Annotated in this window: 22 protein-coding genes; 8 read left to right on the top strand and 14 right to left on the bottom strand. The window is 62.6% G+C overall.

Translation table 11 applies throughout. The features are described 5' to 3' along the window. Nucleotides 1-67 precede the first annotated feature (67 nt). Both L8I05_RS24705 and L8I05_RS24700 read right to left on the bottom strand, forming a co-directional pair. A complete protein-coding gene (locus L8I05_RS24705; RefSeq protein ID WP_159957031.1) occupies nt 68-919 on the bottom strand; it encodes a CAP domain-containing protein in 852 nt (283 codons plus the stop codon). An 81-nt stretch (nt 920-1,000) separates the two neighbouring features. Next, nucleotides 1,001-2,215: an MFS transporter gene (locus L8I05_RS24700; protein WP_242172011.1), complete on the bottom strand. Its 1,215-nt coding sequence runs from the start codon at nt 2,213-2,215 to the stop codon at nt 1,001-1,003. Between the two features lie 114 nt (nt 2,216-2,329). Between L8I05_RS24700 and L8I05_RS24695 the strand changes: the two genes are divergently transcribed. Further along, nucleotides 2,330-3,214 (top strand): LysR family transcriptional regulator, encoded by an 885-nt coding sequence (locus L8I05_RS24695; protein WP_242172009.1) that lies wholly within the window; start codon nt 2,330-2,332, stop codon nt 3,212-3,214. Between the two features lie 56 nt (nt 3,215-3,270). Next, nucleotides 3,271-3,936, top strand: coding sequence for a GNAT family N-acetyltransferase (locus tag L8I05_RS24690; protein WP_242172002.1), 666 nt, complete (start codon nt 3,271-3,273; stop codon nt 3,934-3,936). A 134-nt stretch (nt 3,937-4,070) separates the two neighbouring features. Here the strand turns inward: L8I05_RS24690 and L8I05_RS24685 are convergent, their stop codons facing one another. Beyond that, entirely contained in the window at nt 4,071-4,247 is a 177-nt protein-coding gene (locus L8I05_RS24685) for a hypothetical protein (RefSeq protein ID WP_242172000.1), read from the bottom strand. Nucleotides 4,248-4,359: 112 nt separating this feature from the next. After that, a complete protein-coding gene (locus L8I05_RS24680; RefSeq protein ID WP_242171998.1) occupies nt 4,360-4,962 on the bottom strand; it encodes a TetR/AcrR family transcriptional regulator in 603 nt (200 codons plus the stop codon). A 111-nt stretch (nt 4,963-5,073) separates the two neighbouring features. Between L8I05_RS24680 and L8I05_RS24675 the strand changes: the two genes are divergently transcribed. Next, on the top strand, nt 5,074-5,673 hold the full coding sequence (locus L8I05_RS24675; protein WP_242171995.1) for an NAD(P)H-dependent oxidoreductase: 600 nt from the start codon (nt 5,074-5,076) through the stop codon (nt 5,671-5,673). A gap of 1 nt (nt 5,674) precedes the next feature. Here L8I05_RS24675 and L8I05_RS24670 read toward each other — a convergent pair whose 3' ends face one another. The 4 genes from L8I05_RS24670 to L8I05_RS24655 form a co-directional block, all read right to left on the bottom strand. Next, on the bottom strand, nt 5,675-6,064 hold the full coding sequence (locus L8I05_RS24670) for a hypothetical protein (protein ID WP_177018862.1): 390 nt from the start codon (nt 6,062-6,064) through the stop codon (nt 5,675-5,677). A gap of 30 nt (nt 6,065-6,094) precedes the next feature. Next, nucleotides 6,095-7,351 carry a 3-phosphoshikimate 1-carboxyvinyltransferase gene (locus tag L8I05_RS24665; RefSeq protein ID WP_242171993.1) on the bottom strand — a complete coding sequence of 419 codons (1,257 nt, stop codon included), beginning with the start codon at nt 7,349-7,351 and terminating at the stop codon, nt 6,095-6,097. 138 nt (nt 7,352-7,489) lie between these two features. Then, a complete protein-coding gene (locus L8I05_RS24660; RefSeq protein WP_242171989.1) occupies nt 7,490-8,044 on the bottom strand; it encodes a UPF0149 family protein in 555 nt (184 codons plus the stop codon). Between the two features lie 61 nt (nt 8,045-8,105). After that, nucleotides 8,106-9,374 (bottom strand): chloride channel protein, encoded by a 1,269-nt coding sequence (locus tag L8I05_RS24655; protein ID WP_242171986.1) that lies wholly within the window; start codon nt 9,372-9,374, stop codon nt 8,106-8,108. A 191-nt stretch (nt 9,375-9,565) separates the two neighbouring features. On the opposite strand from L8I05_RS24655, the gene L8I05_RS24650 reads away from it, so the two are divergent. Both L8I05_RS24650 and nudC read left to right on the top strand, forming a co-directional pair. Next, the gene (locus L8I05_RS24650; RefSeq protein ID WP_242171985.1) at nt 9,566-10,378 is read left to right on the top strand and encodes a crotonase/enoyl-CoA hydratase family protein; all 813 of its coding nucleotides are present in this window, start codon (nt 9,566-9,568) and stop codon (nt 10,376-10,378) included. Between the two features lie 5 nt (nt 10,379-10,383). Beyond that, the gene (gene nudC / locus L8I05_RS24645) at nt 10,384-11,217 is read left to right on the top strand and encodes an NAD(+) diphosphatase (protein ID WP_242171980.1); all 834 of its coding nucleotides are present in this window, start codon (nt 10,384-10,386) and stop codon (nt 11,215-11,217) included. Here nudC and L8I05_RS24640 read toward each other — a convergent pair. The 3 genes from L8I05_RS24640 to L8I05_RS24630 form a co-directional block, all read right to left on the bottom strand. Continuing rightward, nucleotides 11,185-11,964, bottom strand: coding sequence for a TSUP family transporter (locus tag L8I05_RS24640; protein WP_242171977.1), 780 nt, complete (start codon nt 11,962-11,964; stop codon nt 11,185-11,187). The two genes, nudC and L8I05_RS24640, sit on opposite strands and share 33 nt — an antisense overlap. Before the next feature lie 1,092 nt (nt 11,965-13,056). Continuing rightward, nucleotides 13,057-13,773 carry a phosphatidylcholine synthase gene (gene pcsA / locus L8I05_RS24635; RefSeq protein WP_177015460.1) on the bottom strand — a complete coding sequence of 239 codons (717 nt, stop codon included), beginning with the start codon at nt 13,771-13,773 and terminating at the stop codon, nt 13,057-13,059. A 149-nt stretch (nt 13,774-13,922) separates the two neighbouring features. After that, a complete protein-coding gene (locus L8I05_RS24630) occupies nt 13,923-14,837 on the bottom strand; it encodes a class I SAM-dependent methyltransferase (protein WP_242171974.1) in 915 nt (304 codons plus the stop codon). Between the two features lie 191 nt (nt 14,838-15,028). On the opposite strand from L8I05_RS24630, the gene mdeB reads away from it, so the two are divergent. After that, on the top strand, nt 15,029-17,707 hold the full coding sequence (mdeB, locus tag L8I05_RS24625) for an alpha-ketoglutarate dehydrogenase (protein WP_242171971.1): 2,679 nt from the start codon (nt 15,029-15,031) through the stop codon (nt 17,705-17,707). A 52-nt stretch (nt 17,708-17,759) separates the two neighbouring features. On the opposite strand, the gene L8I05_RS24620 is transcribed toward mdeB, so the two are convergent. Continuing rightward, nucleotides 17,760-18,248: a DUF1289 domain-containing protein gene (locus L8I05_RS24620; RefSeq protein ID WP_242171970.1), complete on the bottom strand. Its 489-nt coding sequence runs from the start codon at nt 18,246-18,248 to the stop codon at nt 17,760-17,762. Between the two features lie 17 nt (nt 18,249-18,265). Then, nucleotides 18,266-19,165, bottom strand: a complete 900-nt coding sequence (locus L8I05_RS24615; RefSeq protein WP_242171967.1) for a LysR family transcriptional regulator — start codon at nt 19,163-19,165, stop codon at nt 18,266-18,268. A 97-nt stretch (nt 19,166-19,262) separates the two neighbouring features. Here L8I05_RS24615 and L8I05_RS24610 point away from each other — a divergent pair, with 97 nt between their 5' ends. Both L8I05_RS24610 and L8I05_RS24605 read left to right on the top strand, forming a co-directional pair. Beyond that, complete coding sequence (locus L8I05_RS24610) at nt 19,263-20,273, top strand: zinc-binding alcohol dehydrogenase family protein (protein WP_242171964.1); 1,011 nt, start codon at nt 19,263-19,265, stop codon at nt 20,271-20,273. 86 nt (nt 20,274-20,359) lie between these two features. Further along, nucleotides 20,360-20,659: a putative quinol monooxygenase gene (locus L8I05_RS24605; RefSeq protein WP_242171959.1), complete on the top strand. Its 300-nt coding sequence runs from the start codon at nt 20,360-20,362 to the stop codon at nt 20,657-20,659. A 45-nt stretch (nt 20,660-20,704) separates the two neighbouring features. Here the strand turns inward: L8I05_RS24605 and L8I05_RS24600 are convergent. Next, nucleotides 20,705-20,999: ribonucleotide-diphosphate reductase subunit beta (locus tag L8I05_RS24600; protein WP_178083548.1), on the bottom strand; the 295-nt coding region annotated here is incomplete at its 5' end.

The raw sequence follows: 20,999 nt of genomic DNA, 5'->3' as shown, positions 1-20,999 counted from the left end.
ATGGCACTTTGATGCTCACTCCAAATGAATAGATGAGTCGGGCGGCGTGATAACTGCCGCCTGGCCGTTATTGCGAACCGAAAACCCCGGTCCAATAAATCCCGGCGTCACTCTTCGGGTCCATGGCATAGGCCGCGCCCAATTCGCGAAATTGCGGGTTCATCAAGTTGGCGCAATGGCCTGGGCTGGCGAGCCAGCCGTCCACGACTTTTCTCGGGGTATCGAGGCCCGCCGCGATGTTCTCGCCGATGTTTTTCGCGATGTACCCGGCCAGCTCGGCCCGGTCGCCGGGTGTGCGGCCATCGTGGTCGAGGTGGTCGAAGAAGTTGCCGTTGGCCATGTTGCGGGTGTGGCTGTTGGCGGCACCGGCCAAGTCATCGTTCCATGACAGCGGCGTGGTTGCGGTGAACGCTTGGGTGCCACATTGGCGCGGTTGCGCGCGGGCGGCATTGACCAGGTTGAGCAATTGCTTGCCTTCGGTCTGCCAATCGCCCAGGCCGCTGGACAGCAGCGGGCGTGCCAGCACGATGCGCCAGTCCTGGCCGCTGTTGCTCACGCCGATGTCGACAAATTGTGGGTCGAGCACCACGCGGCAGAAGCTTTCGCGCACGGCCTTCATGGCCGCCTGGGCATCCTTGGGGCCTGACAGGCTGATGGCCTGCACGTTGACCATCGGGTACGCGGCCCGCGCCAACGCCTGCTGCAAGTCGCCGACATTGGTCGCCGGCAGCACCAGCCGCGTATCGCTGGCCAAGGGTGGCAGTTCCTGGGAACCCTGGTTACCGCAGCGCTGCACCTGGCTGCGGTACTGATTGATCTGTTGCACCAACTGACTTTCTTCATTCGCCATCGCGCTGGCGCAGAACGCCAGACTGGCGGCCAGCGTCGTAAGACCCATCATCAATGACAGCACGCGCATGGACGTTACCCTTGAGCTTGAAAGTGCCCATGATGCGCGATGTAACCCGGTCTGGCGCAACGCCTTTTTTGTTTTTTTGCCTCAACGGGTGTTCTGCAGGCCGTTCACGGCGCTGTGGCGGCGCCAGGCAAAGGTGCTGGCGGCGATGATCAAGGCCAGTGCGACGGCGAAGGTCACGTGCAGGCCATTAGCCACGGCTTGCCCTGTGGCGTGGGTTACATCGGGGCTGGCCCAGGCGAACACTGCGCCCAGGCCCGAGGCGCCAACAATCAGGCCGAGGTTGCGCGACAGGTTCAGCAGGCCGGAAATCGTGCCGCGTCGCGAGGCTGCGACATCGCTCATCACCGCAGTGTTATTGGCGGCCTGGAACAGGCTGTAGCCCAGCGTCAACAGAATCAGCGAGGCCAGGTACGCCAACAGGCCTGCGGCGAGAGACAGTGACAAGGCGCCGAAGGCCATGAGGCCCAACCCCGTGAGGGTCATGCGCTGGCTGCCGAAGCGGTCGGTGAAGTGGCCCGCCGGTAAGCCGTTGAGCGCTGAGACACAGGGCCCGACCGCCATCGTCAGGCCCATTGCGGCGGCGTCGAGCCCCAGGCCATGGGACAAATAGAACGGCCCGACCACGAAGGTAGCCATGATCACAGCTGACACCAACGCACTCATTGCCAGGCCGGCGCGCAATGCCGGGTCGCGCAATGGCACCCAGAATGCCTCACGCGCAGGCGCGGTGCCGTGCTGCCGATCCACCGGCAAATAGCGCCAGGCGAGGGCGGCAGCCAACACACCCAAGGGCACACCCACCAGAAACAACGCGCGCCAGCCCCACACACCGAGCAGCACGCCGCCGACGCTGGGGCCCATGGCCGTGCCCACGGCTGACATCGTGCCGAGCAAGCCCATCACGCGCCCGGTGCGTTCTTTGGTGGCGGTGTCGCCGACCATGCCCAAGGTCATCGCCATCATGACCGCCGCACCCAGGCCTTGCAGGATGCGCGCGCCAATCAGCCATTCAAGTGTGGGCGCGACGCCGCACAGCGCGCAGGCCCCGGTGAACAGCAGCAAGCCCATGACCAACAGTCGACGGCGCCCGAAGCGATCACCGAGGCTACCGGCGCTGACAATGACCGCCGTGATCGCCAGCAGGTAGGCCAGCACCACCCATTGCACGGCGTGAAACGATGCATCAAACACCTGCGCCAGGCGCGGCAGGCCGACATTGGCGATGCTGGTGCCGAGCGAGGCCAGCAACATGGACAGCGACAGCGCGACAAGGCTGCCGCTTGGAGACGTGGGCATGGGGCGATTCCTTGAATGAAGGTAGCTGTCGCCAATCTACGTCGTCGCCTAATATGGCGGAAGGCGCACGGTTTGCAGCCTATACGTGCATCAAACGCCTTATAAGGATTGCCCATGCCCGATCTCAACTTGCTGATCACCCTGGATGTGTTGCTCACCGAAGGCAGTGTCGCGCGTGCGGCCCAGCGCTTGCGCCTGAGTCCGTCGGCCATGAGCCGCGCACTCGCACGCTTGCGCGAAACCACCGGCGACCCCTTGCTGGTGCGCGCCGGTCGCGGCCTGGTGCCGACGCCGCGCGCGTTCGAATTACGTGAGCAGGTCAGCCGACTGGTGCAGGAAGCGCAGGCGGTATTGCGGCCCGCGCAAACTTTGGACATGGGGCAGGTGGCGCGCACCTTCACGCTGCGCGCCAGCGAGGAATTTGTCGAAAACCTCGGCCCGGCGTTGCTGGCGCGTATCGCCCAGGAGGCGCCGGGCGTGCGCTTGCACTTCGTCAACAAAACCGACAACGACTCTGCGCTGCTGCGCGAGGGCAGCGTCGACCTGGTGATCGGTGTGGTCGACCCCGGCGCCAGCCCTGAGGTGCTGACCCAGGCGCTGTTTCGTGATCGCCTGGTCGGCGTGGTGCGCAGCGGCCATCCGCTGAGCCAGGGCGCCGTCAGCGCCGAACGTTTTGCCGAGGGCCGGCACGTGTACGTCTCCAGGCGTGGGCTCGACCGTGGCCAGGTCGACGAGGCCCTGCAAGCACAAGGCCTGACCCGTGACATCAGCACCATCGTCGCCGGGTTTGCCACCGCGATTGCCCTGGCCCGCGACACAGACCTGATCGCCAGCGTGCCCGAACGCTACACCGTCAACCAACGCGAGGGGCTCTACAGCTTTGCGCTGCCGCTATCGATACCGACGTTTACCGTGGCCATGCTCTGGCACCCACGCCTGGACGCCGACCTGGCGCATCGCTGGTTGCGCGGTTGTTTGCGCGAGGTGTGCGGGCCATGACCCGGCTGCAACAGGTACAATCGCCGCTGCCTTGACGCGAAACCCCAGGAATTTGCATGTTCAGCCTTACCCGCTACACCACACCGTGCCCCGAGCCGATCAACGCGCAGATCCTGCAGATGGTGGTGGACAACCTCACCGACATCAGCAGCGTGGCGCTGCCGCCGAGTAACTTGCTCTACAACATCTACCAGTACGCCACTGGCTTTGAGGTGCACCTGTACCTGGAGGCACTGAACGGCTCGAAAGGCATTGCCGTTGAGCTGGTGGTGGCGATGGACGCGGAACAGCTGGTTGGCTTTTGCCTGTACCTGCCGGTCAAAGATGACCCGCAAGCCTGCGGTATCGCGTTCATGGCGGTGCAGGCCGGCAGGCGCCGCCAGGGTGTGGCCCGCGCGATGATTGAGGACGTGCTGGCGCGCTATCCCCACGCCGAGTTGGCCTGTGCGGTGGAAAAGGTCCCGGCTTTTGTGGCGATGGGTTTTCAAGTACGCGGCGCGCGCGGCACGCAGGTGCTGATGAACACCCGCGACTACGGCACTGACGGCTTGATGGGCGTGCTGGACGTGGCGGCGATTTATAGCTCGCTGGAAGTGCGGCAGATTCACACGTACCTGCTGCAAAAGCACGGCAAGCGCGCGATGGTGGATGCCGAGAAACAGCGCGATCGGCACCTGGACCAGTTGGTGCGCAAGGTTCAGCGGTTTATCGCTGAACAATAAAGTGCCCGCCGTGGTTGCTGTGGCAAGCCCGCTCGCCACGACAGGCCCGCTGGCCACGAGAAGCCTGCTTGCCACAAATGCTTACTGGGCGAAACAAGCTCACTGCCAGCAGCAAGCCTGTTTGCTACAAGTGCTTAGGGCTTGGCCAGGTTCCAGTTGCCGCCAACGCCGTCACCGGTGATGTCGCCCGGTTTGCTGTCCACCAGCACTTTGCCTTTGGCGCTGTCGGCCACGTTGGCCGGGGCGGCAAACGCCATGGACGACGCACAGGCAATCAGGACGGCAGCAGCGAGGGAGAATTTTTTCAGCATGACGAGCTCCTGGGTGTTTTCGAATTGGGGGTCTGGCCTTGTGCTGTATTCACAAGCCGTACTCAGGTAAACACCCGTCGCGCCGCTTTATTCCCCCCGCGTGAGCAATTATTTAACTGCGCCCGCGATTGACCATCGCCACGATCGTCGCCAGCAATTCCTGCTGCGCCTCGTCGCGGCTGATCTCACCATTGGCCGCCGCCTGCGAAAGGGCTTCCGCCGCGCCGAGCATCGCCCGCAGCCCGGCCTTTGACAGCGTGGCGCCAGGGGCAAATGGCGCCAGTGCGTCGCGGCATTTGTCGAGGAAGATCGCCTCGTATTTGCGCTTGAGGGTTTCCAGCTCCGGCGAACTGCTCAGCGCCGCGATCACCCCCGGAATTTCCCGACCCTGCAGCAACACACAATCGACATAGCACGTGGCGACCACCTGCGCGCGCTCAGCCAGCGTGGCACTGCTGGTGTCGAGGGCTTCGTCAAACAGCTGGTTCTGGCGCGCGTCGAAGTCTTCATACAGCGCGGCGAGCAAGCCTGCGCGGGTGACGAAATGGTCATAGACCACCGGCTTGGTCACGCCTGCCAGTTCCGCCAGGCGGCCCAGAGTCAGTGCGTCGGTGCCTTCCTCGCGTACCAGTTGCCAGGCCACATCAAGCAGTTGGCGCAGGCGATCTTCGCGCGCAAGGCGACGGCGTGGAGCGGGAGATTCAGTACTTGACATGCTTATATACCAAAAGTAACTTAATTGCCGTAACTTACCAATAGTAACTTACCAATAGTAGCCTACCAAAAGTAGCTTGGGCCCAGACTAAACCGAAAGGGAGTCATTGTCATGCACGCACTCATCGTTGTTGCTCATCACGACCCACAATCCCTCACCCATAGCTTGGCCACGCAAGTGGCGGCGGGGCTGACCGAGGCCGGCCACACCTTCGAAATCGCCGACCTGGCCGCTGAAGGTTTCGACCCGCGCTACACCGCCGCCGACCACCGCGTCCACCGTAGCCGCGCCGCGCCGCCTGCCGAGATCCTCGCCGAGCAAGCGCGCATCGATCGCGCCGACGCCCTGGTCATTGCCTTCCCAATCTACTGGTGGTCGCTGCCGGCCTTGCTCAAAGGTTGGGTTGATCGTGTGTTCGTCAACGGCTGGGCCATCGATTACGGCCCCGACCAACCGGTGGTGAAAAAACTGCGGCACTTGCAGGTACACCTGCTCGCCTTGGGCGCAGCGGACGAAAGTGCGTTTGACCGCCACGGCTATGCCAAAGCGATGCGCACGCAAATTGACTACGGGATGTTTGATTACTGCGGGGCCAACGTGCTGACCTCCGAACTGTTGCTGGACTCGGAAAGCGGCGCTGCCCAGGCACATTTGCACACGGCAAACGCCTTGGGGCAGGGCCTGTTTCAGCGCGAGACAGTCGCCGGGTAATTCAACCTTCGCGAAACAAATCGTGGGCATCGAGCAAGCGGTAGGCAATTTCCGGGCGTTTTTCCATGCCGCGCCGAATGGCTGCCGGAATCGATTGCCGGGTCTTGCGGCACAGGCCGGGCAGGTCATCGATAACAATCTGTATGCCGCGCATGCTCTTGACCTCGGTGTAACCCGGCGCGACATGCACGCGGATGCCCAATTGCTGGTACATCAGCTGTTGCATGCGCTCCAGGTCTTGCAGGCTCTTGAGGTCTTCGAGGCGCTCGATCAGCTTTTTCTCTTCCTGGCGTGTCAGGTTCAGAATGCGCAGATCGGCGCCGGGCGCCTGCAGCAGCTGTTCGCGTTCACAGACACAGGCGCCGGGTGGGCAGGGTTGGCGAATGTTCATAGGCAAGCCCTCCCCAATGGCGATGCTGCTTTAGTAGCTCAGTGCGACCCCAAGACTGCCCAGGGCCTTCCAGTACTCAGGGTAGGTCTTGGCCACGCAATCGGGGTCTTGAATGCGGATACCCGAGACTTTCAGCCCGGCGAGGGCAAAGCACATGGCGATGCGGTGGTCGGCGTGGGTGTCGATCAGCGCGTTGCACGATGTACCGGCCAAGGCTGGATCGCTGGCCACCAGCAGGTCGTCACCTTCAATGCTGGCCAAACCCGGACGGATTTCATTCAGGCCGTCGTGCAGCGCCTGCACACGGTCGCATTCCTTTACGCGCAGGTTGGCCAATTCGGTGAAGCGCACCGGGGTGTTGTTGAACGCCGCGAGTACCGCCAGGGTCGGGATCGCGTCCTGCATTTGCGAACCGACAACGGAGGCCTGCATGTTCGGGAACTGGGCGATCACGGCCTGGGCCTTGGCGTCCGGCTGGGTGAAATCCTGTGCCGCCACGCCAATGTCGATGCGCCCACCGGTCAACACTTCTGCGGCCCACAAATAGGTCGCAGCGGAAGCATCGGGTTCAATGAGGTAGTCGTGGGCGGTGTAGCCGGTCGGGGCCACGCGCCAGGTGGTGTCGTCGACGACGTCGACCTGCGCGCCAAAGGCCCGCATGCAGTCCAGGGTCAGGTCCACATAACCCCGCGCGCCGATGTCCTTGCCGGTCAATGCCACGTCAATCGGAGCTTCGCCGCAGGCCGCAAGCATCAGCAAGGCCGACACGTACTGGCTGGACAAACCGCCATCGATTTCAAAGCGCTTGGCCTGCACCTTGCCGACGCCGTGCACGGTCACCGGCGGGCAGCCAGTGGGGCTGTCGACGCGAATGCCATTTTGGCCAAGGGTGGCCAGCAGCGGGCCAATCGGGCGTTTTTGCATGTAGTCGTCGCCGGTCAGCACCACGGTGCCTTGCACCGTCGCCACGGCGGCCGTGAGAAAGCGCATCGCGGTGCCGGCGTTGCCGAGGAACAGCGGCTGCGCCGGCAATTGCAGCTTGCCGGAGCCGGTGACGACGAAGGTGGTGTCGTCCGGCTCATCGATGCTCACGCCCATCTGGCGCAGGGCCACCGACATGTGGCGGGTGTCATCGCTTTTCAGCGCGCCGCTCAAGCGGCTGGTGCCCTTGGCCAGGGCCGCCAGCAACAGGGCGCGGTTGGTAATGGATTTGGAGCCGGGGGGCGCGACCTTGCCGTTCAGGGCGAAATTGGGCGGTGTAACGGTCACGGTTTTCTGCGAACTCAAGGTGCAAGGCTCCTGATCAAGGCGAGGTGGTGCGCAGTGGCGCGACGGGACCCGAATAATCAGCCAAACACGCCACGCTTGTCGAGCAGGGATCGTTGTGCGGCGTGTATTGCCGCGTAATCCGCTGGCGGACAGTGATCAGCGTTTGCTCAACCAATAATCATGCAGCGCCCGCGCAGCCGGTTCGATTGCGCTGACTCGCTTTTGATGGGCGTCTACATCCAGGTCCGCCGGCAACTCGAAGTTGTCCTGCTCGGCACACCAGGAAATTTTCTCCAGCAGTGCGGCCTGCTCGACGGGCAGTTCAGGCCAATTGCCAATCGCGGCGCCACGGATGTAGCCAAAGCACCATTCCTCAGCCAGCGTCACGGTGTGGCCCTGATGCTCGGTGTCATCAAAACGAGCTTTGAATGCCTGGGCATCGGTCGCCAGTTGCGCGGCGAGGGTATTCATATGGCGCACGCACAGTTCCAGGAACCGCTGGGCCTCATCCACGCTTTCCCAGTCCGGGTTCTGCCCACCCCAGATGGCCGGGAACCACTGCGCGACGTCCACTTGCGCCGGGCTTGAAACCAGCGCGGTGAAGTAGCCGTCGAGTTCGGCCAGGTTCAGCACCGAATGATCGTCGCCGTATTTGAGCAGGGTGTCTTCGATGAATTCGAAATCGGCGGCGTTGAGAGGTTGGGCGTGCATGGCATTTCCTTTGAGCGTCGAGCGCCGCGAGTGGGGCGGCTTAAAGCGCAAAGGATGGCGCTTAGGCGGGCTTTTTTCCAGCGTTTTCCCAGCGCGCGCACAGCTTGCTCACGCACATCGAACCCACCACCGCGAGGATGATCGGCACCAGAAAGTCGTGATCGATGCGAGTAAATTCCGCCACCAGCACAATCGCGGTCAGCGGCATGCTCATGCTCGCCGCCAGGAACGCCGCCGCGCCGATGATTGCAAAAGCGCCCAACGGCACACCGGGCCACACCAGGCTCCAGGCGCCGCCGAGGATGATTGCCAATAAGGCACCATTCGCCAGCCCCGGCGTCAGCAGGCCGCCTTCGGCCCCGGCGCGCAGGCTGCTGGCGGTGATCAGCACCTTGACCACCAGTAGAATGGCGGCCAGGGTGATCGTCAGCTCATTGTCGAAGCCCAATTGCGCCGGGCCTTTGCCATTGCCGAGGATTGGCGGCAGCAGCATCGCCAGCCCGCCGATGATCGTGAAGTTGAGCAGCGCCAACACCGGCAGGCGCCAGCCACGCGCGGCATTCGCCCTGGCGGCGCCGGTAAAGCGGGTAAAACCGTAGGCGGCCAGGCCAAACACCGGCCCGCACACCACCGCCCAGGCGATCAGCGCCGGGCTCAGCACAAAGTGCGGCACTACATATTGCGACTCTGCGCCCAGGCCGATCCACGCCACCGCCGCACCAATCGCCGAGGTTGCCAGCGCAATCACCGCCGCCGGCCAGCTGAACGCCGCTACCAGCACTTCCAGCACAAACACCGCGCCGCCCAGCGGCACGTTGTACACCGCCGCGAGCCCGGCGCCCGCGCCGCAGGCCACGATCAATCGGTGCATCCGGGGTTCCAGTCGTGCGCGCTGGGATAACCAGCTTGCCACCACCGCGCCGACTTCACGCGGCGCCACTTCGCGTCCCAGCGGCGAGCCGAGGGCTACGGTGATGATCTGCAACAGGGCGTGGGCGAGGGTGGTTTTGGGCGGCATGCTTGGCATGGTTTCCGAGACCGCCTGCTTGATACTCACCAGTGGGCGGCCATAGCGATAGATCGTCCACCAACCCACGCCGGCGACCAGGCCGCACATCACCAGGACGATAAACCGGCGCTCCGGCGCGGCGGCCGTCACGCCCCATAAAAAGGTTTCATGGCTGACCAGGCTGTCGAGGCTGTAGCCATAAGCCAGGTGCTGGATGCCGTGCAGCAGCAGCGCCAGAAGCATGCCGCCCAGGCCGGCGCCGATACCGGTCAGCACGACCACCAGGGCCAGAATCAACGATGAACGAAACGTGGACGGCATACACGGCTCCAGGCAAGGGCCCTGATTGTATAGCCGATAACGCGCGCTTCCGGGATGAAATGTAACGCGGGTGCATGAACCGCACGCCCACAACATTCCATTACGTTGCCAGTCCCGTTTTTGGCCGATGCGCCGTCGCGCTCCCTTGTTATAGTTCGGGCCTTATCACTCGCCAGTCAGGGATCACTGCCATGTCCGAATACCACGCTTTCGTCGTCGAACTCACCGGCAACGTTGCCCATGTGCAGATCAACCGCCCGGAAAAGATCAACGCGATGAACGCGGCGTTCTGGACCGAAATCATCGACATCTTCCAATGGGTCGAAGACACCGACGCCGTGCGCGCCGTGGTGCTCAGCGGCGCCGGCAAGCATTTTTCTTCCGGTATCGACCTGATGATGCTCGCCTCGGTGGCCAATGACTTCGGCAAGGACGTGGGCCGTAACGCACGCCTGCTGCGCCGCAAGATCCTTGAGTTGCAAGCCTCGTTCAATGCCGTCGACAACTGCCGCAAGCCCGTGCTGGCGGCGATCCACGGCTACTGCATCGGCGGCGCTATCGACCTGATCAGTGCCTGTGATATGCGCTACGCCGCTGAAGACGCGCAATTTTCGATCAAGGAAATCGACATTGGCATGGCCGCCGACGTCGGCACCTTGCAGCGCCTGCCGCGCATCGTCGGTGACGGTATGCTGCGTGAGTTGGCCTACACCGGCCGCCAATTTGGCGCCGAGGAAGCGCGCAGCATCGGCCTGGTGAATCGCGTGTACGCGGATTACGAAAGCCTGCTGGCCGGGGTGATGGAAATCGCCCGGCAGATCGCCGCCAAGTCGCCGATTGCCGTGACTGGCACCAAGGCCATGATCAGCTACATGCGTGACCATTCGGTCAATGATGGTTTGGAATACGTTGCCACCTGGAACTCGGCTATGTTGCAATCCAACGACTTGCGCGTGGCCATCGCGGCCCATATGAGTAAGCAGAAACCCGAATTCGTGGATTGACTGACATGACCCCAGGCTGGATTACCACAACGCTGCTGGACAACGACGCCCCCGGCGGCTGGGCCGTCGCCCGCAGCCGCGAAGGCTTTTTGCATGACACCAACGGCCCGCTGTTCCCGCGTGAATGGCTCAAGCGCCAGGACCTTTCAGTGTTCGCCGAACACGGCATCGGTCACCTCGACGGCGAGCCGGTGTACTTGCTGGAGCTCAACGCCGCCAGTGAAGTGCCCGGCTGCAGTTGGCAGGGCCTGCGCGGTTTCATGCTGCAAGGCGACCACACGCTTTACAAAGTGCTGGGCTACGCCGCGCAAATCGGCACCTGGGCGCGCGAGCACCGCTTTTGTGGCAGTTGCGGCCAGGCCATGGTCCAGGTGCCGCGCGAGCGTGCGATGTTCTGCCAGGCCTGCGACCTGCGCAGCTACCCACGCATTTCGCCGAGCATGATTGTGCTGGTGACGCGCGGCGACGAGATTCTGCTGGCACGCTCGCCGCGTTTCGTCACGGGCGTCTACAGCACCCTGGCCGGGTTTGCCGAGCCGGGCGAGTCGGCTGAAGACTGCCTGATCCGTGAAGTGCGCGAAGAAGTGCAGGTGGAGGTCAAGAACATCCAGTACATGGGCAGCCAGTGCTGGCCGTTCCCGCATTCGATGATGCTGGGCTTCCATGCCGAGTACGCCGGTGGCGAGATCGTGCCCCAGGCCGATGAGATCGAAGACGCGCAGTGGTTCAACATCCACGACCTGCCGCCGTTGCCGGCGTCACGTTCGATTGCGCGTTACCTGATCGACCTCTACCTGGCGCGCCGTTTAGGCCACGCTGAACCAGTGTTGCCAGGCTAGTCGCACCGTCAGGCCGAGGACCACGGTGATAAACACCGGGCGAATGAATTTGGCGCCGCCGCTGATCGCGCTGCGTGCGCCAAAGAACGCGCCACACATCACCGAGAAGCCCATCGCCATGCCGACAATCCAATCCACCGAGCCGTTGAAGATAAACACTGACAGCGCCGCCGCGTTGCTGACGAAGTTCATGCTGCGCGCCACGCCGCTGGCTTTGACCAGGTCGATGGGGTGCAGCAGCATCGTGCTCACGGTCCAGAACGCGCCGGTGCCGGGGCCGGCCACGCCATCGTAGAAGCCCAGGCCGAAGCCCTGAGTGGATTGCCATTTTTTCTTGATCGGCGCGTCGGCATCCAGCGGCGCCTTGGGCGTGCCGCCGAACAGCAGGTACACACCGCAGCCGAAGACGATCACCGGGAGCATTTTGTTCAGGGTTTCGGCGGGCAGGTAGTGGGCGACCACCGCGCCAGCGAGGGCGCCGATCAGGGTGCCGACGATGGCGTGCACCCATTGGCGCGGGTGGAACAGCTTGCGTCGGTAGAAGGTGAAGCTGGCAGTGGCGGAGCCGAAGGTGGAGCTGAGTTTGTTGGTGCCCAGTACCAGGTGCGGCGGCATGCCGGCGGTGAGCAGGGCCGGCGTGGTGAGCAGGCCGCCGCCGCCGGCGATGGCGTCGATGAAGCCGGCGATAAATGCAACGACGGCGAGAATGGCGAGGGTGGTCAGGTCAACGCTGAGTTCGAAGGGCATGGGCAGGGCTTATTCTTGGCAGGGCGCAGCGAAGGGGCTGCGCCAAAGGCCTGCATCTTACCTGCCGGATGTACACAGATCCAAATGTGGGAGCTGGGTTGATCAGACCTAGTACATATCCATTCCTGCGGTAACGGCCACTTAGGGTTCCGCTTTTACAGCGGCTCACTTTTGGAAGGACCCAAAAGTAAGCAAAAGGTCCTCGCCCCACCACTCGGCACCTCGCCTAGGCTCGGTGTGCCCTCACTCCGGCTTTGGAGCGGGGGCCGCCGCGATGGGCCATCCCTGGCCCAGCGCGGCTAAACCGGCGTCCTGCCGGTTTACCCCCGCTCCAAAGCCTGCGTTCGGCCAGCGTGGTTGACGGGGCGATCCCAGATCAAGATCAAGATCAAGATCAAAAGCAAGAGCAAGAGCAAGAGCAAGAGCAAGAGCACGGCGGCCTAGTAGCCGACCTGAGTGGTTGAAGCAAAAGCAGGGCAAAAGCACATCTTCCTGATGTACTGCGATCCAAGTGTGGGAGCTGGCTTGCCTGCGATGGCATCAACTCGGTGTACCTGACACACCGAGGTGTCTGCATCGCAGGCAAGCCAGCTCCCACATTTGATTGAGTTCAGCTTCAAAAGTTAGGTCGGCTGTGCTTTTGATCCAACCACTCAGGTCGGCTATTAGGCCGCCGTGCTCTGCTTTTGATCTTGCTTTTGATTTTGATCTTAGGCGCCCCGTTAAACCACGCTGGCCGAACGCAGGCTTGAATCCGTGGGTAACCCGGCAGGACGCCGGGTTAGCCGCGCTGGGCCAGGGATGGCCCATCGCGGCGGCCCACGGATTCGAGCCGGAGTGAGGGCACACCGAGCCTAGGCGAGGTGCCGAGTGGTGGGGCAAGAGCGTTTTGCTTACTTTTGCGCTGTTCAAAAGTGAGCCGCCGTAAGGGCGGAACCCATAGCAGCCGTGATCGAAATAACGGATATGTACCCAGCGGCCCCGCGCCAACCGCAGTACTCAACCCGTAAAAAATAGTAGGCTGCGATAGCGGTAGGGCAGGCCCAACGGCTGTCACTGACCCGGCGCCATCGCAGGCAAGCCGGCTCCCACCTATTTATGGGTGCCCAACCACTCCAAGGCCGTGCGCCACACACAAATCCCCAGGAAGTAAGCCGACATCAGCGACCACAACCCGAACGTCCACGGGTTGGTATTCGGATAATCCACCACCATCAAAAAGCTGCACAGCAACCAGATCGTGGTCACGGCGATGTTGATCGGCATAAACCGCTTGACCCGAAACGGGTGCAAAAACTTCATCGGCGTCACGGTCAGCAGCGCCAGGCCGATCACAGTCAGCAAGGTGACCCAGGCTTCCGGCTGGATGATGTACACGCACAGGGCAACCACGTTCCAGGCGGCGGGGAAGCCGACAAAGTAGTTGTCCTTGCTCTTCATGTTCACATTGCAGAAGCAGAACAGCGACGACACCAGAATCACCGAGACGGTGAACAGGTGGGTAAAGTCCGGCAGGTCGATATAGCGGTAGATAAACAGCGCCGGAATAAACACATAGGTCAGGTAATCAATCACCAGGTCCAGCACCGAGCCGTCGAAACTTGGCAATACCGTGCTGACATTCACCCGTCGCGCCAGCGAACCGTCTACGCCATCGACCACCAGCGCCAGGCCCAGCCACAGCAGGCATGCCTTGGGAGAGTTTTCCAGCAGGGCCAGGGTGGCCAGGAAGGCCAATACCACACCGGTGGCGGTAAAGCCGTGGGCGCCCCAGGCTTTGAGTCTGGCTACATGCAGGGTCGATATCACGGGCGGTTCTCCAAAAGGTGAAACAGGGCAGCCGACGACGTAACGCCGTCGAGTCTGGCCAGGGAATGCAGGTATCGACCGGGAAGGGGAGGATAAGGTTCACCGCCCCGGTGTATGACTTAGCGTAGCAAGCGTAGGACGTTTCAGCATCAACCCTGACGGAACACCAGCGCCTTCAGGCCACTTTGCGGGTCGATATCCGGGAATTCAGGCGGGTTTTGCAGCCGTTCCACAAAGCGTAGGCCCGGTGCTTCGCGGGTGACGCCGTCGATCAGGAAGTCTTCACCGAACGCCGGGTCGTTCATGCACGCCAGCACGGTGCCTTGTGGCGTCAGCAAATCCGGCAGGCGGCGTAGCACGCGCTGGTAGTCTTTGGTCAGCAGGAAACTGCCTTTCTGGAAGGATGGCGGGTCGATGATCACCAAGTCATAAGGGCCGCTGTGAGTGACCTTGGCCCACGACTTGAACAGGTCGTGGCCGAGGAAGGTGACCTTGCCGAGGTCATGGCCATTCAAGCGGTGGTTGTCGCGGCCACGGCTGAGGGCGCCACGGGCCATGTCGAGGTTCACGACGTGGCCGGCGCCGCCTTCGATGGCGGCGACCGAAAAGCCGCAGGTGTAGGCAAACAAGTTCAGCACCCGCTGGCCCTTGGCCTGCTCGCGCACCCAGTTGCGGCCGTAGCGCATGTCGAGGAACAGCCCGCTGTTCTGTTTTTTGCCCAGGTCGATCAGGTAACGCAGGCCGCCCTCGGTGATGGTCAACTCGTCCACGGCTTCACCGACCAGCCATTCGGTGGTGCTTTGCGGCAGGTAGCGGTGTTGCAGGGCGACGGTATAAACGCCGAACTGCTGCCTGAGCATATGTTTCAACGCCTCCAACTGCTCGGCGTCGGGCTCTTTGAACAGCGACACCAGCATCACACCTTGCAACCAGTCCACCGTCAGTTGCTCCAGGCCCGGCCAGCAGCGGCCACGGCCGTGGAACAGGCGCCGGGTCTCGGTGGGCGGGTTGGCCAGGGCGGTGAGCAGGTGGGCGTGCAGGGTGGCGAGTACGTCTGGGGTCATCGGTCAGCGTCGGTCATTAAGCGGGCGGCATTTTAAACACAGTTGCAACATTTCGTGTGGCTTGAGCACAACGTGCTGGGAAAAAGCCAATTGGCAGTGATTCATGCTCAAAATCGACGCGTCTGCGCCGGATAACAGGCAAAAAATCCTCAAGCCCCGACATAAACTGGAAAAAAAGCCCGGAGGTGCCCATGAACGGTTTCGCGAGTGCAGTCAATCACACCGCCTTGGATCAGGTAGAGCAGGACGAGTGGCGCGACGCCCTGGCCTCGCTGGTGGCCAACGCCGGCCCCGAACGCGCACGGCAGATCCTCGACCTGCTGGCCCGCGAAGGCAGCGCCGCGCACATCGACTGGAAACCGCGCCACGGCACGCCTTACATCAACAGCATCAGCGTCGAGCAGCAGCCGGCCTTTCCCGGCGACCTCGCCACCGAAGAACGCCTGGCCTCGCTGGTGCGCTGGAATGCCTTGGCCATGGTGGTGCGCGCCAATCAGGCGTATGGCGAGTTGGGTGGCCATATCGCCAGCTACGCCAGTGCGGCGGATTTGTTCGAAGTGGGCTTCAACCACTTTTTCCGCGCCCGCAACGATGGCTTTGGCGGTGACCTGGTGTTCTACCAGCCGCATTCCGCGCCGGGTATTTATGCGCGCGCCTATCTGGAAGGCCGCCTGACTGAAAACGACCTGGCGCACTACCGCCAGGAAATCGGCGGGCCAAAAACCGGCGCCCGGGGGCTCTCCAGCTACCCGCACCCGTGGCTGATGCCGGACTTCTGGCAGTTCCCCACCGGCTCCATGGGCATCGGCCCGATCAGTTCGATATTCCAGGCGCGCTTCATGCGCTACCTGCAGCATCGCGGCTTGCTCGATACCACCGACCGCCATGTCTGGGGCGTCTTCGGCGACGGCGAAATGGACGAGCCGGAAAGCATGTCGGCCCTGACCCTGGCCGCCCGCGAAGGCCTGGACAACCTGACCTGGGTGGTCAACTGCAACCTGCAACGCCTCGACGGCCCGGTGCGCGGCAATGGGCGGATCATCGACGAACTTGAGGCGTTGTTCGCCGGCGCCGGCTGGAATGTGATCAAACTGGTGTGGGGCTCGGATTGGGATGGGTTGCTCGCCAAAGACGCTGACGGCGCGCTGGTGAACACCCTGTCGCAGACCGTCGACGGGCAATTCCAGACCTTTGCCGCCAAGGACGGCGCCTATAACCGCGAACATTTCTTCGGTCAAAGCGCGTCACTCGCCAAACTGGTCGAGGGCATGAGTGACGAACAGATCGACCGCCTCAAGCGCGGCGGCCATGACATGGTCAAGATCCACGCCGCCTACCACGCCGCACGCCGAGTCAAAGGCCAGCCGACGGTGATCCTGGCCCAGACCAAAAAGGGTTTCGGCATGGGCGAAGCCGGGCAGGGCAAGATGACCACCCATCAGCAGAAGAAGCTGGATCGCGACGCGCTGATCGCCTTCCGCAATCGCTTCCAGCTGCCGCTGTCGGACGAACAGACCGAATCGCTGAGCTTCTTCAAACCCGCCGATGACAGCCTTGAACTGCGCTACCTGCACCAACGCCGCAACGCGCTCGGCGGCTATGTACCGAGCCGCAGCCAGGCCGCGGCGCCAGTCGCTGTGCCGCCAGTGACGGGCTACGCCGGTTTCGCCATGGCGGCCGACGGCAAGGAAATGTCGACCACCATGGCCTTCGTGCGCATGCTCACCAACCTGCTCAAGGACAAGACTCTCGGCCCGCGCATTGTGCCGATCGTGGCGGATGAAGCGCGTACCTTCGGCATGGCCAACCTGTTCAAGCAGATCGGCATCTATTCCAGCGTCGGCCAGCGTTACGAGCCGGAAGACATCGGTTCGATCCTCAGCTACCGCGAAGCCACCGACGGGCAGATTCTCGAAGAGGGCATCAGCGAAGCCAGCGCCATCAGTTCCTGGGTGGCGTCGGCGACCAGCTACTCGGTGCATGGCCTGCGTATGTTGCCGTTCTACATCTATTACTCGATGTTCGGCTTTCAGCGCGTCGGTGACCTGATCTGGGCCGCCGCCGACCAACGCGCCCGTGGCTTCCTGCTCGGTGCCACGGCCGGGCGCACTACCCTGGGCGGCGAAGGCTTGCAGCACCAGGATGGCAGCAGCCACCTCAGCGCCGCCACCGTGCCCAATTGCCGCGCCTACGACCCGGCGTTTGCCGGCGAGTTCGCGGTGATCCTCGACCACGGCATGCGCCAGATGCTCGAACACGACGTGGACGAGTTCTACTACGTGACCCTCATGAACGAAAACTACCCGCAGCCAAGCCTGCCGCAAGGCGTGGAAGCCGCGATCATCAAAGGCATGTACCGCCTGCAGGGCGCGGCTGACGCCAAGGTGCGCCTGCTGGGTTCTGGCACGCTGCTGCGCGAAGCCGAGGCGGCGGCACAGTTACTGGCTGAGGATTGGCACGTGGCGAGCGAGGTGTTCAGCGTCACCAGTTTCAGCGAGTTGGCGCGGGATGCACGGCAGGTGGAGCGCTGGAATCGCCTGCACCCGCAGGGCGCAAAGCGCGTCAGCCATGTGAATGCCTGCTTGCCCAAAGGCGCGCCGGTGATTGCCGTGTCCGACTATGTGCGGGCGGTGCCGCAAATGATCGCGTCGTATCTGGACTCCCGCTACACGGTGCTCGGCACCGACGGGTTTGGGCGCAGTGATACACGGGCGGCGTTGCGTGATTTCTTTGAGGTGGACAGGCACCACCTGGTGCTGGCGGCGCTGACGGCGTTGGTGGAGCAGGGGAATCTGGAGCCCGAGGTGTGTCAGCAGGCGATTGAACGGTATGGCTTGCAGACGGAAAGGCACGCGTCCTGGATCTCCTGAACAACAGAGATCACCTGTGGGAGCTGGCTCCCACACTGTTTTGGGGTGTCTGTTAGAGAGTGGCAATCAGGGCAGGCCCAAAGGCCTCTTTCAGAAACCCCGGCGCGATGTAGCGCTCGTAGTGCGCCTCGGACAACAGGAAAAACTCCCGATCAATCGCATCACGCAAATCCGCAAGGCTGCGCTCACGAAATTCCGGCAACAACGCCAAGCCATACGCATCCAGCCTGGAAATCACCCGCGCACCCCGAGCAATCAACTGGTACGCCCAGCAATACGGCGACTGGTGCGGCATAAAGCGAATCTTGCGGTCTTCCAACTGCTGGCGCAGGCGTTGTGGGTCGAACACTTCCAGCTTGCTGGCCATCACCTGCACCAGCAACTGCTCCAGGCGCAGCCACACGGCCTGTTTCTCGTCAGCGTTGTAGCCGTTCCACTGAATCACTTCATGGTGATAACGCTTGCAGCCCCGGCAGACCAGGTCACCGTAAACGGTGGAGCACAGGCCGACGCAAGGCGTTTTGATGGTTTGATTGGGCATAAATAACGACGGCTTTTCTAATCCATGACAGGGGGGGTTAATGCGTTGAACCGCTGGCTCAGCCACTGATACAACTGAGTGACGGCGCGTGACATCTGCCCGCGATGGGGGCAGGCAAAACTTAAGGGGTACACGTCGCCAGGGTGATCGGGCATCAGCACGACCAGGCGCTCGGCCTGCACATCCGTGCTGACGTCGAGCCAGCATTTATAAGCGATGCCTTCGCCGTCCAGCGCCCAGCGCCGAACCACATCGGCGTCATCGCTGAACAGTGGCCCAGCGACTTTGACTGTTTGCGTGCCCAGTTGCCAGCGGTCATGGACCCGGCCGTTTTGCAGGTACAGCAAGCACGCGTGATGCGCCAGGTCGTCCGGGACGACGGGCGCGCCGTGTCGGGCCACATAGTCGGCAGACGCCACCAGCACGCGGCGGTTACGCGGGGCCAGGGGCAGGGCGATGTAGTTGGCATCCTCGTTGAGGCCATATCGGATAGCGACGTCCACCGGGTCGCGGAACAGGTTGCTTAACTGATCGGAGATGAAAAGGCGCAGGGTCAGCCCAGGGTGCAGGCGCCGAAACTCGGTGAGCCAGGGGAGCAGGACATTGCGCCCCAGGTCTGAAGGTGCGGCGATCTGCAGGGTGCCGCATAAGGGTGCATCGTCACCCCGCAGCTTCTGGCGGCCTTGTTCCAGGTGTTCGAGTACCGCCTGGGCGGTGGGCAAGTACTGCTCGCCCTCTGCGCTCAGGCGCAGGCTGCGCGTTGTGCGGGTAAACAGGCGCACCTGCAACTCGCGCTCCAGGCGCTTGATGGCTGCCGCCACTTGCCCCGGGAGCAGGTCGGCTTCCAGCGCCGCCGCGGTAAAGCTGCCCAGGGCGGCACTGCGCAGGAATAATTCAAGATCATCGATGCGGATCATTTTCACTCCAGCAGTGAAAGTGTTGCTGCATTGTGTCGATTTTTCTTTGCAGTGGGAACGGTAAAGATGCACGCAACCCCATCACCCATGAGTTGCCATGAAAGCCATTATTTTTACCGAGCACGGCCTGCCCATTGACGACCCGCGTGCGCTGCAAGACGTGGACATCCCCGCGCCCAAGCCCGGCCCTCGGGATTTGCTGGTGGCGGTGGAGGCCGTTGCCGTCAACCCGGTGGACACCAAAGTGCGTTCCGGCTCGTTCGGCAAAGAGCCGAAAACACTCGGCTGGGACGCCGCCGGCACGGTGCGTGAAGTCGGCGTCGACGTCACCTTGTTCAAGCCGGGCGACAAGGTCTACTACGCCGGTTCCCTGACCCGTGCCGGCAGCTACAGCGAACTGCATGTGGTGGACGAGCGTATTGTCGGGCACCGCCCGCGGTCGCTGAGCGCCGCTGATGCGGCTGCGTTGCCGCTCACCTCGATCACGGCCTGGGAATTGCTGTTCGACCGCCTGGGCGTGAGCGAAGACGGCGGCGACGGCGAGGTACTGCTGGTGGTGGGCGCCGCCGGTGGTGTGGGCTCGATGCTGGTGCAACTGGCACGTGAGCTCACTGGGATGACCGTGATTGGCACGGCCTCGCGCCCGGAGACCTTCGAATGGGTCAAGCGCATGGGCGCCGACCACGTGATTGACCATCATCAACCGCTGCTGGCGCAGTTGCAGGCGCTGGGAATAGGCGAAGTCAGTCATGTGGCCAGCCTTACGCATACCGACGCGCACTTGGCGCAATTGATCGAAGTGCTGCGCCCGCAGGGTCGCCTGGGGGTGATCGATGACCCGCGCAGCCTGGATGTGATGCCGCTCAAGCTCAAGTCCTTATCCTTGCACTGGGAGCTGATGTTCACGCGCTCCCTGTTCGAAACCCCGGACATGATCAACCAGCATCACCTGCTCAATCGCATTGCCCAACTGATCGATCAAGGCATTTTGCACACCACCATGGGCGCGCATTTTGGCGTGATCAACGCCGCCAACATGCGCCGCGCCCATGCCCTGGTCGAAAGCGGCAAGGCCCGGGGCAAGATCGTTCTCGAGGGCTTCGTATGAAACCGCTGACCCTGTGGCTGTGCGTGCTGATGATCACAGGATGCAGCCGCTGGCAACCGACACCTTCACCCACCGGAGTGACCGCCATGCATAATTCTTTAGTATCTCTTGCCGTACTCAAGGCCAAGCCCGGCCAGCAACAGGCCCTTAAAGCGGGCCTGTTGAGCCTGATCGAACCGACACGGGCGGAGCCCGGTAACCTCGATTACGTATTGTTCGAACGACGCGACGAACCCGGCACGTTTTACATGCGCGAAGCGTTCAGGGACCAAGCGGCACTCGATGCGCATTTTGCGACACCTTACTTTCAGCGGTTCGCCGCCACGGCGGATGATCTGCTCAGCGAGCCTTTGCAGTTGATCTTTTTGCAGCAGGTGTCGAACTGAGTGTCACCCCATGGACCGTTATCGCACGGTCCATGGGGCCAGCGGTTAATCCCAGCTCAGCGCGCCGCCGGTCTGGTACTCGATGACGCGGGTCTCGAAGAAGTTTTTCTCTTTCTTCAAGTCCATAATCTCGCTCATCCACGGGAACGGGTTGGTGGTCCCCGGATACTCTTCTTTCAAGCCGATCTGCGACAGACGACGGTTCGCGATGAACTTGAGGTAATCCTCCATCATCGCCGCATTCATGCCCAACACGCCGCGCGGCATGGTATCGCGCGCATATTCAATCTCCAGCTGCGTCCCTTGCAGAATCATCTGGGTCGCTTCTTCCTTCATCTCG

Source organism: Pseudomonas sp. MONT-RG-20F-20-E-7-02, from assembly GCF_022662395.1.
Taxonomy (GTDB): domain Bacteria; phylum Pseudomonadota; class Gammaproteobacteria; order Pseudomonadales; family Pseudomonadaceae; genus Aquipseudomonas.
The sequence above is the reverse complement of the archived record's forward strand: the minus strand, read 5'-3'. Positions and strand labels throughout refer to the sequence as shown.